General features: G+C 72.9%; 14 protein-coding genes. 3 read left to right on the top strand and 11 right to left on the bottom strand.

Going from position 1 to position 16,015, the window contains the following annotated elements; all coding sequences use genetic code 11:
* Window positions 1–22 precede the first annotated feature (22 nt).
* Window positions 23–1,645 carry an ABC-F family ATP-binding cassette domain-containing protein gene (locus ACH4RC_RS02645; RefSeq protein WP_398194170.1) on the bottom strand — a complete coding sequence of 541 codons (1,623 nt, stop codon included), beginning with the start codon at window positions 1,643–1,645 and terminating at the stop codon, window positions 23–25.
* A 94-nt stretch (window positions 1,646–1,739) separates the two neighbouring features.
* Here ACH4RC_RS02645 and ACH4RC_RS02640 point away from each other — a divergent pair, with 94 nt between their 5' ends.
* Window positions 1,740–3,254, top strand: coding sequence for a bifunctional phosphatase PAP2/diacylglycerol kinase family protein (locus ACH4RC_RS02640; protein ID WP_398194167.1), 1,515 nt, complete (start codon window positions 1,740–1,742; stop codon window positions 3,252–3,254).
* 121 nt (window positions 3,255–3,375) lie between these two features.
* Window positions 3,376–4,212, top strand: a complete 837-nt coding sequence (locus ACH4RC_RS02635) for a class I SAM-dependent methyltransferase (protein WP_398194165.1) — start codon at window positions 3,376–3,378, stop codon at window positions 4,210–4,212.
* Between the two features lie 57 nt (window positions 4,213–4,269).
* Here ACH4RC_RS02635 and ACH4RC_RS02630 read toward each other — a convergent pair whose 3' ends face one another.
* The 7 genes from ACH4RC_RS02630 to ACH4RC_RS02600 all read right to left on the bottom strand — a co-directional run bounded on the left by ACH4RC_RS02630 (window position 4,270) and on the right by ACH4RC_RS02600 (window position 10,377).
* Window positions 4,270–5,418 (bottom strand): SRPBCC family protein, encoded by a 1,149-nt coding sequence (locus ACH4RC_RS02630; RefSeq protein ID WP_398194163.1) that lies wholly within the window; start codon window positions 5,416–5,418, stop codon window positions 4,270–4,272.
* Window positions 5,411–6,076 (bottom strand): DNA primase, encoded by a 666-nt coding sequence (locus tag ACH4RC_RS02625; protein ID WP_398194162.1) that lies wholly within the window; start codon window positions 6,074–6,076, stop codon window positions 5,411–5,413. The genes ACH4RC_RS02630 and ACH4RC_RS02625 overlap by 8 nt, the downstream gene beginning before the upstream one ends.
* Window positions 6,077–6,105: 29 nt before the next feature.
* A complete protein-coding gene (locus ACH4RC_RS02620; protein ID WP_398194160.1) occupies window positions 6,106–6,855 on the bottom strand; it encodes a GvpL/GvpF family gas vesicle protein in 750 nt (249 codons plus the stop codon).
* The gene (gene gvpJ / locus ACH4RC_RS02615) at window positions 6,852–7,256 is read right to left on the bottom strand and encodes a gas vesicle protein GvpJ (RefSeq protein WP_398194157.1); all 405 of its coding nucleotides are present in this window, start codon (window positions 7,254–7,256) and stop codon (window positions 6,852–6,854) included. The genes ACH4RC_RS02620 and gvpJ overlap by 4 nt, the downstream gene beginning before the upstream one ends.
* Before the next feature lie 253 nt (window positions 7,257–7,509).
* Complete coding sequence (locus ACH4RC_RS02610; protein ID WP_398194155.1) at window positions 7,510–9,366, bottom strand: transketolase; 1,857 nt, start codon at window positions 9,364–9,366, stop codon at window positions 7,510–7,512.
* A gap of 23 nt (window positions 9,367–9,389) precedes the next feature.
* A complete protein-coding gene (locus ACH4RC_RS02605) occupies window positions 9,390–9,833 on the bottom strand; it encodes a hypothetical protein (protein ID WP_398194153.1) in 444 nt (147 codons plus the stop codon).
* A gap of 181 nt (window positions 9,834–10,014) precedes the next feature.
* Complete coding sequence (locus ACH4RC_RS02600; protein ID WP_398194150.1) at window positions 10,015–10,377, bottom strand: phage holin family protein; 363 nt, start codon at window positions 10,375–10,377, stop codon at window positions 10,015–10,017.
* An 86-nt stretch (window positions 10,378–10,463) separates the two neighbouring features.
* Between ACH4RC_RS02600 and ACH4RC_RS02595 the strand changes: the two genes are divergently transcribed.
* A complete protein-coding gene (locus ACH4RC_RS02595) occupies window positions 10,464–10,823 on the top strand; it encodes a VOC family protein (protein ID WP_398194147.1) in 360 nt (119 codons plus the stop codon).
* Here the strand turns inward: ACH4RC_RS02595 and ACH4RC_RS02590 are convergent.
* The 3 genes from ACH4RC_RS02590 to ACH4RC_RS02580 all read right to left on the bottom strand — a co-directional run bounded on the left by ACH4RC_RS02590 (window position 10,820) and on the right by ACH4RC_RS02580 (window position 15,342).
* A complete protein-coding gene (locus ACH4RC_RS02590) occupies window positions 10,820–12,814 on the bottom strand; it encodes a DUF5107 domain-containing protein (RefSeq protein WP_398194144.1) in 1,995 nt (664 codons plus the stop codon). The two genes, ACH4RC_RS02595 and ACH4RC_RS02590, sit on opposite strands and share 4 nt — an antisense overlap.
* A 90-nt stretch (window positions 12,815–12,904) precedes the next feature.
* Complete coding sequence (locus ACH4RC_RS02585; protein WP_398194142.1) at window positions 12,905–13,480, bottom strand: GNAT family N-acetyltransferase; 576 nt, start codon at window positions 13,478–13,480, stop codon at window positions 12,905–12,907.
* A 56-nt stretch (window positions 13,481–13,536) separates the two neighbouring features.
* On the bottom strand, window positions 13,537–15,342 hold the full coding sequence (locus ACH4RC_RS02580; RefSeq protein WP_398194139.1) for a CocE/NonD family hydrolase: 1,806 nt from the start codon (window positions 15,340–15,342) through the stop codon (window positions 13,537–13,539).
* Between the last annotated feature and the right edge of the window lie 673 nt (window positions 15,343–16,015).

Below are 16,015 nucleotides of genomic sequence, written 5' to 3'. Positions count from 1 at the left end.
ATGATGACCGGGCCGAGACGGGTCAGCGCATTCGTTCCACCCGGCGTTCGTCCCAGACCGGCTCCTGCGTCTCGCGGACCCTGCCGTCCGTGCCGAAGACCAGGTAGCGGTCGAAGGCGCGGGCGAACCAGCGGTCGTGGGTGACGGCGAGGACCGTGCCGTCGAAGGACTCCAGGCCCTCCTGGAGTGCTTCGGCGGACTCCAGGTCGAGGTTGTCGGTCGGCTCGTCGAGCAGCAGGGCGGTGGCGCCCTCCAGTTCGAGCAGCAGGATCTGGAAGCGCGCCTGCTGGCCGCCCGAGAGACGCTCGAACTTCTGCTCGGCCTGCGCCGTCAGCTCGTAGCGGCGCAGCAGGGACGACGCGGCGCCGCGGTCCTTGGCGTGGTCGCGCCACAGGATGTCGAGGAGGGTGCGGCCCAGCAGTTCGGGGTGGGCGTGGGTCTGGGCGAAGTGGCCGGGGACGACGCGGGCGCCGAGCTTCCAGTTGCCGGTGTGCGCCACGGAATCGTCCCCGGCGAGCAGGCGCAGGAAGTGCGACTTGCCCGAGCCGTTGGAGCCGAGGACCGCGACCCGTTCACCGTAGAAGACCTCCAGGCCGAACGGTTTCATCAGGCCGGTCAGCTCAAGATTTTCGCAGGTCACGGCCCGTACGCCGGTCCTGCCGCCCTTGAGCCGCATCGTGATGTCCTGCTCGCGCGGCGGCTCCGGCGGCGGCCCGGCCTCCTCGAACTTGCGGAGCCTGGTCTGCGCGGCGGCGTACCGGGAGGCCATCTCGTGGCTGACGGAGGCGGCCTGGCGCAGGTTGATCACGAGCTTCTTGAGCTGGGCGTGCTTCTCGTCCCAGCGGCGGCGCAGCTCCTCGAACCGGGCGAAGCGCTCGCGCCGCGCCTCGTGGTAGGTGGCGAAGCCGCCGCCGTGCACCCAGGCGTCGGCGCCGCCGGGGCCCGGCTCGACGCTGACGATCTTCTCGGCCGAGCGGGCGAGGAGTTCGCGGTCGTGGGAGACGAAGAGCACGGTCTTGCGGGTCTCGCGGAGCTTCTCCTCCAGCCAGCGCTTGCCGGGCACGTCGAGGTAGTTGTCCGGCTCGTCGAGGAGGAGGACCTCGTCATGGCCGCGCAGGAGCGCTTCCAGGACGAGTCGTTTCTGCTCACCGCCGGAGAGCGTGCGCACCTCGCGGAACTGCGCCTTGTCGTAGGGGATGCCGAGCGCGGCCACGGTGCACATGTCCCACAGCGTCTCGGCCTCGTAGCCCTGTGCCTCGGCCCAGTCGGAGAGCGCCTGCGCGTACGCCATCTGCGCGGCCTCGTCGTCGACGGTCATGATCGCGTGCTCGGCCTTGTCGACGGCCCGCGCGGCTTCCTGGATGCGCGGGGACGCCACGGAGACGAGCAGGTCGCGCACGGTCGTCCCGTCGCGCACGGAGCCGACGAACTGGCGCATGACGCCGAGCCCGCCACCGACCGTGACGGAGCCGCCGTGCGGCTGGAGCTCGCCGGAGACGAGGCGCAGCAGCGTCGTCTTGCCCGCCCCGTTCGGTCCGACCAGGGCGACGACCGCGCCCTCGCCGACGCGGAAGGAGACGTCACCGAGCAGCGCCCGCCCGTCCGGCAAGTAGTACTCGAGGTGCGCGGCTTCCAGATGTCCCATGGTTCCGCATTCTGGACGGCTGTGCGGGTGACGGGCAAACGAATAGGGCGTGCGTGCCTGGGTGCGGGCCCCGCCCCGGGGTAGTCGTCGTGGCATGTGTGCCGACTTCGACATCTCCAAGCTGCCGAGAGCCGTGGAGGAAGCGCCGCGCCCCGGGCCCTCCCTGCGCGGCCGTCTCGCCTCCCTCGACATGCGCCTCTTCGAGACCGCCGCCGAACGCCGCTGGCCGGGCGCCGAGCGGGTCCTGCCCGCCCTGAGCAAGGCCGCCAACCACGGCGTGCTGTGGTTCGGCGTGGGCGCCGCGCTCGCGGCGACCGGTTCGCCGCGCGCCCGCCGGGCCGCCCTGCGCGGCGTCGCCTCGCTCGCGGTCGCGTCCGCCACGATCAACACGATCGGCAAGCGGTCGGTGCGCCGGACGCGGCCCGCGCTCGACGCGGTGCCGATAGTGCGCCGGCTCAAGCGCCAGCCGTTCACGACGTCGTTCCCGTCGGGGCACTCGGCCTCGGCGGCGGCGTTCGCGACGGGCGTGGCCCTGGAGTCGCGGGGCTGGGGCGCGGTCCTCGCCCCGGTCGCGTTCTCGGTGGCCGCCTCCCGGGTCTACACGGGCGCGCACTTCCCCGGTGACGTGGTCGCGGGCGCGGCGCTCGGGGTGGGCGCCGCCTTCGCCGTACGGGGTCTCGTACCGACCCGTGGCCAGATGCCGTCCCCCGGGCGCCCGCTCGTGGAGGACGTGCCCGCGCTGCCCGACGGCGAGGGCCTGGTCATGGTCGTGAACACGCAGGCGGGCACGCCGGAGCGGGTGAAGGTGCTGCGGGACGCGCTGCCGCTCGCCGAGTTCGTGGAGTGCGAGGGCGCCGAGATCCCGGAGGCCCTGGAGAAGGCTGCCAAGAGCGCCCGCGCGCTCGGCATCTCCGGCGGCGACGGGTCGGTGAACACGGCCGCGCAGGTGGCGCTCAAGCACGACCTGCCGCTCGCCGTGCTGCCCGGCGGCACCCTCAACCACTTCGCCTACGACCTCGGCATCGAGGACGCGGGCGATCTCGTCCGGGCCGTCATCGGCGGTGACGCGGTCGCGGTCGACGTCGGCCGGTTCCGCTCGGACAAGGCGTCCGGGATCTTCCTCAACACGTTCAGCCTCGGCGTCTACCCGGAGCTGGTGCGCGAGCGCGAACGCTGGTCGGGCCGGATCGGCGGCCGTCTCGCCGATGTCGTCGGAGCGGTGCACGTGCTGCGCCGCGACCACCCGCTCGAAGTCCACGTCCACGGCGAGAAGCGCCCGCTGTGGCTGCTGTTCGCCGGGAACTGCACCTACCGGCGCATGGGCCTGACGGCCGGCCGCCGCGCGGACCTCGCCGACGGACTCCTCGACGTCCGCACCGTCAGCGCCGGGCGCCTGCCCGGCGTGCGGCTGCTCGCGGCGGCCCTGTCGGGTCCGCTCTCCCGCTCCCCGTTCCACTCCGCGACCCGGCTGACGAAGCTGCGCGTGCACGGTATCTCGCCGGGTACGCCGCTCGCGTTCGACGGCGAAGTCATCGAGTGCGGGCGGGAGTTGACGGTGGACAAGCAGCACGAGGCGCTGCGCGTGTACCGCCCGCTGACCATACTGTGACTGGACCCTGCGTCCACATAACAAGACGGGTATCTCACGATCCGGCCGCTCGGCGTACGTTGACCATGTCGCCCGGGGCGTTCGCTCCGGGCGCGTCGACGCACCGTGAAGGGATCGGGTCATGTCGCCGTCGCAGGAGAACGCCGTGTACACCCACGGCCACCACGAGTCCGTGCTGCGTTCGCACACCTGGCGCACCGCCGTCAACTCGGCCGGTTACCTCCTCGGTTCGCTCAAGCCGCACATGAGGATCCTGGACATCGGCTGCGGCCCCGGCACGATCACCGCGGACCTGGCGGCACTCGTCCCGGACGGCCATGTCACCGGCGCCGACCACGCCCCGGGCATCCTGGACCAGGCGCGGGCCACGGCGACCGAACGGGGCCTGAGCAACGTCGAGTTCACCACCGCCGACGTGCACGCCCTCGACTGGCCCGACGACACGTTCTGCGTCGTCCACGCCCACCAGGTGCTCCAGCACGTCGGCGATCCCGTACAGGCCCTGCGCGAGATGCGGCGCGTCACGAAGCCGGGCGGATTCATCGCCGTACGCGACTCCGACTACGCGGCGATGACCTGGCACCCGCAAGCGCCGGGCATGACCAACTGGCTCGACCTGTACCGCCGCGTCGCCCGCGCCAACGGGGGCGAGCCGGACGCGGGGCGCCATCTGAAGTCATGGGCGCTGGAGGCGGGGTTCGCGCCCGCCGACATCACGGCCACCGCCGGTACGTGGTGCTACGCGACGCCGGACGAGATCGCCTGGTGGAGCGGTCTCTGGGCGGACCGCACGGTCGCCTCCACGTACGCGGACCGCGCGACGGAGGGTGGCCACGCGACCCCCGGGCAGCTGACGGCGGTGTCCGAGGCGTGGCGGGAGTGGGGCACGCACGAGGACGCGTGGTTCGCGGTGCTGCACGGGGAGATCCTGTGCCGCAAGAACGCTGCCGCTGCCTGACCCGGACATGCGCGGAGCGGGACTTCTCCGGTGAAGTCCCGCTCCGCCGCACCCGGGTCAGCGGCGGGCGCCGCCCGCTGCGGCCGGGCGCCGGTGCGCATCGTCGTCCGGCTCCGGTTCGTCGGCCTCGTCCTCGGCCCCGTCCCTGGTCTCGTCCTCGGTCCCGTCCTCGGTCTCGTCCTCGTCGTCGTACTCCGCCTCGTCCTCCGCCTCGTTCTCGGCCCCGTCGGGGTCGTCGCTCTCCTCGGCGGTGTCCTCGTACTCCTCCTCGTACTCGTCGCCGTCGCTCTTCTCCTGGAGCTCTCGCTCCTGACCCTCTTCCTGGCCCTCTTCCTGGCCCTCTTCCTGGTTCTCTTCCTGGTTCTCTTCCTGTTCCAGGGCGTCCTCGTGGGTCTGGACCACCTCGCCGTCGCGGATCTCACCGCGCCAGCCGTCGGACGCCTCGCCGCGGATGGTCACGAAGCGGACGAAGTGCTTGAGGTCGAGGCGGGCGCGGCGGCCCTGGGCGCGCCAGATGTTGCCCGTCTTCTCGAACAGGCCCTTGGGGTAGTACTCGATGACGAGGAGGACCCGGGTCAGCCGGTCGGCCAGGGGGTGGAAGGTGACGACGCCCTTCGTCGTACCCTTGGCGCCCTCGGAGGTCCACTGGATCCGGTCGTCGGGGAGCTGCTCGGTGGTGTGCGCCTTCCAGCTGCGATTGGACCAGAAGACCTTGAGCTGCCAGTCCGAGGTGGTGTCGTCGGCGCGGTTCGCGTTCTTGACGCCCTTGGCGAAGGTGGAGAACTCCTGGTACTGGGTCCACTGGTCGTACGCCGTGCGCAGGTCCACGCCGACGTCGATGTACTCCATGATGACCGTCGGCTTCTTGCCCGCGCCGCCCTTGCGCTTGCCCTTGCCGCCGAGGTTCTTGAACGCCCCTACGGCCTTGTCCTTGAGGCGGCCCGCGCCCAGTTCGACCGCGGCGCGCACCGGACCCTTGCCCTCGGCGATCTTGCGGCCGCCGTCGAGCGCGAGTTTGGCGAAGCCGGGACTGTTGCCCTCGGCCACGTCGGTGAGCTTGACCGTGGTCTCGCCCATCTTGCGGCCCACGCCGACGAGCATGCGTTCGACCTGCGCCGCGAGGTAGCGCTGGAACTCCGCCTTGAGGTGGTCGACGGCCTCGCTCTGGGCTATGCCGCCGAGCGCTTTCGTCGGGGAGTCAGCCACGGCCGCCGCCCCCCTTCGCGGTGCGGGTCGCGGTCTTCCTGGCCGCGGTCGTCTTCTTGGCGGCCGTCCTGCCCGCGCTCGCACTGCCGGCGGCGGTGCTCTTCCTCGCCGGGGCCTGCTTCGCCGTGCTCGCCGCGCGCGGGGACTTGCGGGCCCGCCCGTTCGACGAGGACTTCTCCTCGCGCGGGGCGTCCCCGTTGCGCTCCTCGTTCCCGCCCTGCTCCTGCTCCTGCTCCTGTCCCTGTCCCTGCTGCTGCTCCTGCTCCTCGCGGCGGCGCTTCGGCACCAGGCCGCCCGTCACCCGCTCCCCCGCGTCCCGTACGTCGTCCGTGTCGGGGGCGACGCCCGCGATGCGGTCCTGGACGCCCTGGGTCCGGGAGTGCAGCCGTCCGGCGAGGCCGTTGATCTGGCGCTCCACGAGGGCGCCGGTCGCGGCCGTGCCGACGCCGCGCAGGTCCTGCCGTAACTGGCCGCTCAACTCCTTGAACTGCGGGTTCTTGTCGAGCTGCGTGGTGACGAGCTCGGCCAGCGCGCTCGGGCTCAGTTTCAGCCGCTTGCCCGCGACCATCGTGCCGACGGCGAACGCCAGCTTCATCTTCTTCGTACGTCCCAGGATGTATCCGGCCCCTACCGCGAGGCCGAGAACTGCTCGGTTCACGTTCTTCCCTCCAGAGGTGTTGCCTGGTCTCATTCCGTGCCGACGGGCGCGGACGGTCCCGGCTCCACGAAGCTGTACGGCGGGAGCGGCCCGTTGACCCGGAGTGCCAGGTGCGGGTGGTCGCCGCGGACCGTGTCGACGGCCGCGAGGAAGTGGTCGGCCGACGCGTGGTCGACGAGGAACGAGACGTTGGCGAGCCAGCCGGTGCTCGCCGGTCCGGTGGAGACGGCGTCGGCCGACGTCTCGAGGAGCCGTTGCAGCTCCACGGCGTCCTGCGCCTCGCGCGCCTGCACGGCGGCCACGACCATCTCGCCGAGCCGCAGCTTCTCCTCGTGACTGCCCCCGCCCGCCTGCCGGTTGGCCTCGGCGAGGGTGCGGACCTCGGGGCTCTCGGACATCACCCGGTGCAGGACGGCCTCTTCGTCGTGCTGGGCCTTGACGTTGTACTCGACCTTGCCGTCGAGCGCCCGCAGCCGTTCCCGGTAGTGGTCGGCGCGTTCGGCGAGCACGGTCGCGACGGCCTCGTCGTCGGGCGCGAGGCTGCCGAACCGCATGGGGAGCACGGAGCCGCCGGCGCCCGCCTCGGCGAGCACGTTCTGATGCGCGAGCAGGTCGCGCCGCTTGGGCCGCAGCCCGTCGGGCGCGTCGCTGACGAGCGCGGTGAGCGCCCCCGCCGCGACGAGCCTGACCTTGCGGGCCGGGTCGCCGATGCCCTCCATGCCGTCCGGCAGCGAGGGGTGGCCCGCGGCGGCGATCCCGTAGATGTAGGTGCCGGTCATGCCTGCTCCCTCCGGCGGCGGGTGCGCTCGGACCGGCCTTCGTCGCCCCCCTGGCCGAAGGCGCCCGACAGGGACTCGGCGGCGCCGGAGAGCGCCCCCTTCGCCTTGTCCCGACCGCTGTCCGACTCGTCGTCCGATCCGCCCAGGAGGTCGGGCAGTCCGGGGCTGCGGTGCGGGCCCGCCTCCAGGTCGAGGCGGTTGCAGGCCTCGGCGAAGCGCAGGTAGGTGTCAACGCTGGCGACCACGACCCGGATGTCGATCTTCAGAATCTCGATGCCGACGAGCGAGACGCGGACGAACGCGTCGATGACGAGCCCGCGGTCAAGCACGAGTTCGAGTACGTCGTACAGGCCGCTGGTGCCGCCTCCGCCGCCTGATTGCTGTGCAGGGACAACGGTCATGGAGAGCCGCCCTCCTCGGACTGGATCGGTCGCGCTCGGTTCTGGTCCCGGCTGCCCGCCGCGCCGCGTGCGGGTACACGGTCCTGACACGTCGACGGGCCGGCCGCCGCCTACTCAGGCGCGGTCCGGCCCGCCCCGCAGGTCGCGGCGCGTCACGGCAGCCTCGGCATCCGAGTCACCGCTCAGGTTCCTGGCAAACCTCAACTTCCGTCGTGCGTACGGGTTTTACGCGCTCCCCGGGGAATGCCGCGGTTCAGGGCGTGATGTCCTGCTCCACGAGGAGTGCGACGCCCGCCACGATGCTCGCCGCGTCGATCCCTGCGGCCCGCAGCTGCTCCTCCGGCTTCGCCGAGCCGGGCATCTGCCGGACGGCGAGCCGCACCAGGCGCGGCGTGGGCACACCGTCGTCGAACGCCTCGGCCACCGCGTCGCCGAGGCCGCCCTCCGCCCGGTGGTCCTCGACCGTGACCAGGCAGCCGGTGTCCCGGGCCGCGTCGCGCAGGGTGGTGCGGTCGACGGGCTTCACCGAGTACAGGTCGATGACGCGGACGGCGATGCCCGCGCCCGCCAGCTCGTCGGCGGCGCGCAGCGCCTCGTGCACGGTGACGCCCGCGGCGACGATCGTGACGCGGTCCTCCCCGCTGGAGCGCAGCACCTTGCTGCCGCCGACGTGGAACTCCTCGTCCGGCGGGTAGATCACCGGCGACTTCCCGCGCGAGGTGCGCAGGTACCGGATGCCGCCGAGGTCGGCCATGGCGGCGACGAGCCGGGCGGTCTGGTTGGCGTCGCACGGGTACAGGACGGTCGAACCGTGCACGGTGCGGAACATCGCGAGGTCCTCCAGGCCCATCTGGGACGGCCCGTCCTCGCCGATGGCGGTACCGGCGTGCGAGCCGACCAGGTTGAGCCCGGCGCCGCTGATCGCGGCCATCCGTACGAAGTCGTGCGCGCGGGTCAGGAACGCCGCGAAGGTCGACGCGTACGGCTGCCAGCCGCGCGCCGCCATCCCGACGGAGGTGGCGACGAGCTGTTGCTCGGCGATGTAGCACTCGAAGTACCGCTCGGGGTGCTCCTTGGCGAAGTACTCGGAGCGGGTGGAGTCGCCGACCTCGCCGTCCAGGGCCACGACGTCGCCGCGGGCGGTGCCGAGCGCGGTGAGCGCGGAGCCGTAGGCGTCGCGGGTGGCGGCCTCGTCGCCGATCTCGTAGCGGGGCAGTTCGAGGTGGCCGTTCTGCACGGAGTGCAGGGCGCGGGCGGCGGGCGGCGCGGCGACCTCGACGCGGACGCCACGGTCGCCGCCCAGCTCGGCGATGGCGTCCGCCGCGTCGGGCAGCGGCTTGCCGTGCAGGCCCTCGCGGTCCTCGACGGCGGCGACGCCCCGGCCCTTGAAGGTGCGGGCGACGATCGCGGTGGGCTGTCCGACGGTGTCGCGGGCCTCGGCGTAGGCCCGGTCGATGGCGGCGACGTCATGGCCGTCGATCTCGATGGTGTGCCAGCCGAACGCCTGGAAGCGGCGGGCGTACGCGTCCAGGTCGTGGCCGTGCCGGGTGGGCCCGCGCTGGCCGAGCCGGTTGACGTCGACGGTGACGGTCAGGTTGTCGAGGTGCTCGAACCCGGCGTGCTCGGCCGCCTCCCAGATCGATCCCTCGGCGAGTTCGCTGTCGCCGCACAGGACGTGGACGCGGTAGTCGGTCCGGTCGAGCCGCTTGCCCGCGAGGGCGATGCCGACGCCGACGGGCAGGCCCTGGCCGAGCGATCCGGTGGCCGTCTCCACCCACGGCAGGCGCTGCGGCGTCGGGTGTCCTTCGAGGCGGCTGCCGAGGGTGCGGAAGGTGAGCAGTTCGGCGTCGTCGATGGCGCCGGCCGCCTTGTACGCGGCGTAGAGCAGCGGTGAGGCGTGCCCCTTGGAGAGGATGAAGCGGTCGTTGCCGGGGTGGGCGGGGCGCGTGAAGTCGTAGCGGAAGTGGTGGGCGAAGAGCACGGCCACCAGATCGGCGGCCGACATCGACGAGGTCGGGTGCCCGGACTGGGCGGCGTCCGCCGCCCGCACGGCGTCGACCCGCAGCTGCTGGGCGAGGTCATGGAGTTCGGTCTCGTTGAGCGCGGTCATGGGGTGGTGCCTCCTTCGAAGGGTTACGGGGTGCGCGGGGTGCGGGCCGGCTCGGGTGAGGCCGTGTCGAGGGGGACGGAGCCGGAGCGGACGAGGCCGGGCTGGACGGACGTGCCGGTGCGCACCTCCGCACCGCGCTCCCGCACCACCCTGCCCGAGGTGCGGGAGAGCCGCGCGTCGAGCTCCGGCAGGACGCGCGGCGCGATGTCGACGAGCAGCCGACGGGTCCGGGCCCGCGCCTCGGCCCGGTCGGACGCGGCGGCGGCCGGCGACACGGTGACCCCACGCGGCTCCAGGGTGTCCACCGCGGCCTGCGGCAACAGCGGCGGGTGCGGGAAGTGGTCGGCGGGGTCGAGCACGGTGACGTCGAAGGGACGCCCGGTGCTCCGCGCGGCCCGGGCCAGGGTGCGAGCGGCCCGGTACCCGGCGAACCCGGTACCGGCGATCAGAACACGCGAACGTCTCACGGTCTCCTCCCGAAGGCCCGAGTCCCGGGACCGAGGCCCGAGTCCCGAGGCCCGAGTCCCGAGGCCCGAGTCCCGGTTTCCGGGGACATGGTGGGTGGAGCTTCCCGCGTCCCCCGGTTCACCGACAGCCAAACGGGGGCGTTCTACGCTCGCCGGACTACGTGCGCCGCGCCGTCGGCGGCTACGGGGTGCCGGTCGCCGGGGGTTCCGACGGCATCGGCGGCGCCGCCTCGGGCACCGCGGGCCGCTTCGGGCGCGCGGCCCGCCGCAGGGCGTACGCGGCGGCGCCGAGGACCGCCGCGACGATCAGGGCGGCGGCCCAGTCGGGGAGGCCGAGGGCGATGACGAGGCCGAGCGCCAGCGCGACCGCGGCGCCCGCGTACAGCGCGGCGGCGGCAGCACCCGCGTACAGCGCCGCCGTGCGCTTGCGTTTGCGGGCGCTCTCCCGCACGGCCTCGCTCAGCTCGGCCCGCAGCGTCTCGCGGACGGCCCGGGTCACCTGGCCGGTCAGTTCCTCGCTCAGTCGCTGGTCGATGCGTTCCATGGCCTCCGGTTACCCGGACCGTGTCACGGATAACGAGCGGCCGGAAGCGATCACGCTTCGCCGCCACGTCAACTAGGCTCGTCCGCATGGAGATCCTGGGCACTACGCTGCGCATCTGCGTCGAGGACCTGGAGTCCTCCGTGACGTTCTACGAACAGCTCACCGGCAGCACGGCGCTGCGTTTCGAGCGCGGCGGGGTCGCGGTCGCCGCCGTCGGCTGCTTCCTTCTGATGAGCGGCCCCGAGCAGGAGCTTGAGGTGCTGCGCAAGGTGTCGGCCACGATCGCCGTGCGTGACGTGGACGAGGCCCACGCGGTCCTCACGGTGTCGGGCGCGAAGGTCGTCGCGGGCCCGGTCCCCACCCCGGCGGGGCGCAACCTCATCGCCCTGCACCCCGACGGCGCGATCTTCGAGTACGTGGACCGGCAGGTGCCCGCCGAGTCCTAGGACCCGTCCCGGACGGCGGGGCCGGGGCGCATGCGGAAGTCGTAGCGGGCGGGTACGGGTTCGCCGGGTGCGACGCGCGCCCACATCTCCCCGAGCACTTCCGCTCCTTCTCTCAGGTCGGCGACTTCGAAGCCGGACTCGAAGACGGAGCGCGCCGCCGCCGCGTCGCCCTCCGCCAGCAAAAGGTGAGCCTCCAGGAGGCGGAAACGGCCGCGCGCCCGTGTGGCCGCGTGCAGCCCGTCCCAGACCTGCCGCGCCTGCGCGGGGCGCCCCACCGCGAGCAGCGCCTCGATCGCCTCGCGTCCGAGCGCGGCCGTCACCGTCACCCACGCCTCCCCTGTGTCGCGGCGCTCCGCGCACAGGTCGTCGAAGGCGTCGGCGTACCGGTCGGCGGCCCGCTCCAGGTGGTCGTCGGTCGCGTCGGCCACCGCGAGGCAGCGCAGGAACGGCCAGTCGGACGCGGCGAGTTCGAGCCCGCGCTCCCAGCTGCGCACGGCCTGCGCCCGGTCTCCCGCGTGCCATTGCGCCACGCCGAGGTGGTACTCGGACAGCGGCCGGGCCGGCGCCGTCTCCAGCATGTTCCGCCAGGCGCGGGCGGTGAGCGTGGGTCCGGGCGCGCCGACCCGCCGCGGTTCGGGGAACACCCCCGTCTCCAGCAGCTCCCGCCAGGGCGCCTGTTCCTCGCCGAGCGTCGACTCGTCGAACGGCGTTCCGGCCGGCTTCCACCCCGTACGCAGGACTTCGAGCGCGCCCCACCCCGACCCGACGGCGAGCCGCTGCCCCGGCTCGGTGTCGGCGTGCGGCCGCCACTCCTCGTACGCGGCCTCGACGCGGGCGCGCGGCAGCGCCTGTTCGAGCCGCCTCTCGACCTCGTGGACCGCCGCGTCCCAGTCGTCCGCCGCGTGCACGGCCGCCGCGTCGGTCTCCAGCGGCCCGTACGCCTCCAGCCAGCTGAACTCCCCCTCCGGCTCGAGGCGTACGTGCTCCAGCTGCGTGCGTGCGAGGCCCGCCTGGATCTCCGCGTAGCCGCCGGTGCCGGGCTCGGTCAGCCACTCCTGCCAGCGGCGGCCGCTGCTCCCGCTGCCCCACAGGAACAGTTTCCGGCCGCGCAGCACATCGGTCGACGTGTGGACGAGCCCCTGCCCGGCGTCGTCGAGGGCGGTGATCCAGCGGCGCCGCCCGTCCTCGATCTCGTAGAAGTAGTCGGCGGCGAACTCGCTGTTCAGGGGGTACGTGCGGTCGGTGCCGCCGTACTCGGGGACGGGCACGCGGCGCAGCTCCCGCTCGTAGCCGAAGTGCCAGGCCTCGCGCGCGGGCGCGAGCACCCGGCGCTCCTCGGGCACGGCGGTGTTGGACCACCAGTACACGGGCGCGGGCTTCTCGTGCGGGTTGCGGACGCGGACGCCCACGTAGAGGAAGTCGGAGCCGTCCGGCAGCCACAGGTCGACCTGGAACGGCAGATCGCGCAGGCGTTCCCACTCCCACAGGCGGACCATCTCGGTGCCGTCGGGCGCGGTGACGCGGGCGGCGTGCAGGGGTGCGCAGGACAGGGTGGAGTGGCCGGTGGCGCCGATGTTCCATTCGATGCCGCCGGAGAACCAGGCGCCGTTGAGCGCGAAGGCGGCGGGCTGGAACACGGGGTTGCGGTGGAGGAGTTCGCGCCCGGTCGGCTTGTGGAAGAGGGACGCGATCCGCCCGCCGAGACCGGGCAGCACGGTCACTCTCAGCCGGTCGTTCTCGATCACGACGGTGTCGAGGTCGAGGGGCGCGCGCTCGCGCCCGTACCCGTCGCGGATCCGCTCGGGGAGCACGCTGCGCAGCGGCTGGTGACCGAGCTGGCGGGCCATGTCCAGGGGCATGTCCTTCTTCGCACGCTCGTCCGGCTCGTGCGACTGGTGCACGTCGGCGAGGGGCCGCAGCGGCGGCAGCGGATTGACCGGGCCGAGCGCCGCTCCCGGCAGCGTGAGTACCTCACGTCGTACGACGGTCATGGCTGCCTCCCGGTGTCACGGAGCGCGGCTCCCCGCCCCCCGGTGACCATGGAACATGGTCGACGCCGAGCTGACCAGGGTCCGCTCCGGTCAGGATTGCGCAAAAGCGGTGCCTGCCGCAGCGGCGGTCATCTCGGTGGTGAGCGCCCAGCGCTCATGGTCGCGCCAGGCCCCGTCGACGTGGAGGAAGTCCGGGGAGTAGCCCTCGAGGCGGAACCCGGCGCGGCGGGCCAGCGCGATGGAGGCGGCGTTGCCGGGCTGCACGTTGATCTCGAGGCGGTGCAGTGCGAGGGGGCCGAAGGCGTACCGGACGACGAGCCCGAGCCCCTCCGCCATCAGCCCGCGCCGGGCGGCGTGCGCGAAGACGCCGTAGCCGAGGGCGCCGCTGCGGAAACCGCCCTGGACGATGTTGTTGATGTTGATGAACCCGGCGACGGCGCCGCTCCCGCTCTCCGGGGCGCGCTCGCACACCAGGAAGCCGTGTCCGGTGGGGTCGTCGACGAGCCGCCCCGCGTACGCGGCGAACGCCTCCGCCGTCAGCGGCGGGAACAGCCAGGGCCGGTGCAGCTCCCGGCTCTCGCGGGCCCGCGCCGTGAACTCCTCGGCGTCGGCGAGGGCGATGTGCCGCAGCGCGACACGGGGTCCTTCGGGAAGGTGAGCGGCCATCGGCCCACCCTATTCGCGTCCGCGGCGGCCGGGCCCGTACGGGTGACGGCGCGGCCCTACGGGGTCACGACCGGCAGTTCGACGGTGCCGGTGTCCTCCGGCGCGCTGACGACGGTGACCGGCTTGATCCCCTTGTTCCCGCCGTACGCGTCGTCGCTCGCCGCGATCACGAACCGGATGCGGTGCCCCTTCTCGTAGCGGTGCACGATGCCGGGGAGCGTGACGGTGAAGGGGCGGGTGACGTCCGGGACGCGGACCGGGGAGACGAGCCGGTGAACGAGCGTCTTCGTGCCGTCCGGCGCGACGTCGTACAGCTTGGCGAAGAGGACGAGCTTGTCGGCGGCGTCGGCGGAGTTCTGCACGCGCTCGGTTCGTGGCGAGGTCACCTTGAGGGTGGCCTTGGGGGCGCCGACGACGTCGGTCGCCGAGGCCAGCGGCTCGGTGGTCCAGTCGAGGTGGGTACCGCGGGTGTCGCGCGGCGCGGAGTCGGCGAATCCGATGAGGCCGGCGAGGGAGGACTCGGAGTGGCTGGTGGGGAATGGCCAGTTGCGGTACGTGCGGCTGCCGCGAGCCACTTCGTCCGTGTTGTCGACGAGTCTGCCGTCGCCGGAGAGGTACAGCTTCTTCGACAGGGCGGGGACGGTGGGGGCGGTGGCGTAGGTGGCGGCCGGGTCGTCGATCCAGTCGCGGTAGTAGGCGAAGGCGGGGCCGGTGTCGGCGGCCTTGTCGTGGTGGAGGTAGCGGTCGAACCAGGCGAGGACCCGCTTGCCGACGTAGCTGGTCCCGAGGTTCCCCTGCGAGAGGTTGAGCTCACCGCTCGCGGGGTCGGTGAGCCCGCCGCTGTGCCCCCAGGACTGCCAGATCATCTTGGCGGCTGTGCCCTGGGCGCGCAGTGTGTCGTAACTGGCGCGGGCCTCGTTCAGGTTAAACAGACTGTCGGCCTGCCCCTGCACGAGCAGCGTCGGCGCCTTCACGTCCTTCAGGTACGAGACCGGGGACACGCCGCGCGCGTAGTCGAGCAGCGCCTTCGTCCTGTCGGCGGGGTAGCGGCCGGAGTTGAGGGTGCGGATCGTCTCGCAGGCGTCGTCGACGAAGTGCAGGCAGCCCAGCTTGTTGATGCGGGAGGGGTCGAGCGACGGCTGGAGCAGCGGCTGGCCCTCGCCCATCAGGTAGAACCCGTTGGTCCACTGCCACTTGAAGACGCCGGGGACGTCGCGGTCGGCGGCGTTGCGGGGGGTGGCGTTCTGCGGGTCGAGCGAGTAGGCCAGGTCGTTCCAGGTGATCATCGGGACCAGCGCGTCGACCCGGTGGTCCACGGCGGCCGTCGCCATCTGGATCGCGCCTCCGTACGAGCCGCCGATCATGCCTACGCGCGGGTCGCCCTTCTTGTCGGCCGTCACGTAGCCGATCGTGGTGCCGTCGTCGGCGGCGCGGGTGCCGGCGAGGAAGTCGACCAGGGCGGAGGCGGCCCGGCCGTCGATCTTCGGGTCGTCCAGGGAGATGACACAGCCGGATCTGCCGAAACCCAGGCCGGAGTAGGCGAGTCCGACGTATCCGCGCTGCGCGAAGGCCTTGCCGGTGGCGTCGGTGGACCCGTCGGACTTGCTGCCGCCGAAGCCGTTGGTGGTGAGGACGGCGGGGGCGGGGTTCTCGGCGTCGACACCGGCGGGGCGGTAGAGGTCGGCGTCGATCACGCAACGGCGGCCGCCGGTGGTGACGGTGAACGTGAGGGGGGTGACGGTGTAGGCGCCGGGTCGGTCCTGTGCGGGGGGCGTGGCCGCGGCGGGGGTGGCGAGAGCGAGGGGGATGACGAGTGCTGCCGCGCCGAGGGTGCTGATGGTTCTGGGTACGGCTCGGGACACGTTGGCCTCCACGCGGGTTGTACCGACCGGTAAGTTTGCGGCGTGGTCATCGTGTGACACGTGTCAGGGGGCGGTCAATGGGCTTGCGCGGTGTTTCTCCCGGGTGGCCCATTCGCCGTAGAGGCTGCACGGTCGCGGGCGGATCCCCGAATCCCGCGCAGCTCCCACGCCCCGGACCACCCCACCGACTCCCAGGCGCGGCTCCCGTCGTGGTTGCTCGCGCAGTTCCCCGCGCCCCTGAAACGCACCCTTCGTGCGCCATCCCACCAATACCCAGGCGCGGCCCCCGTCGCGGCCGGTCGCGCAGTTCCCCGCGCCCCTGAAACACGCCCTTCGTGCGCCATCCCACCAATACCCAGGCGCGGCCCCCGTCGCGGCCGGTCGCGCAGTTCCCCGCGCCCCTGAAGGCATGCGGCTTCGCCGCGCCTTCCCCTATGACGCGCCCCGGACAGTGACGCGCCTCCCCCGGCCACGCACTTTTCGCAGCCCGCACCTTCCGCAGCCACGCGCCTCCCCCGGCTACGCGCCCTGAGATGGTGCACGTAGTGCGCATCTCAGGGGCGCGGGGAACTGCGCGAGCAACCACGACGGCGCCGCAGCCGCGCATCGACGCCGACCGGGCAGACGCCGCCGCGAGGGGCGCGGGGAACTGCGCGACCAGCCACAACGGCGC

The sequence above is a fragment of the Streptomyces sp. NPDC016845 genome (assembly GCF_044332585.1).
Classification (GTDB): Bacteria; Actinomycetota; Actinomycetes; order Streptomycetales; family Streptomycetaceae; genus Streptomyces.
This window is presented reverse-complemented; position numbering and strand designations above follow the sequence as displayed.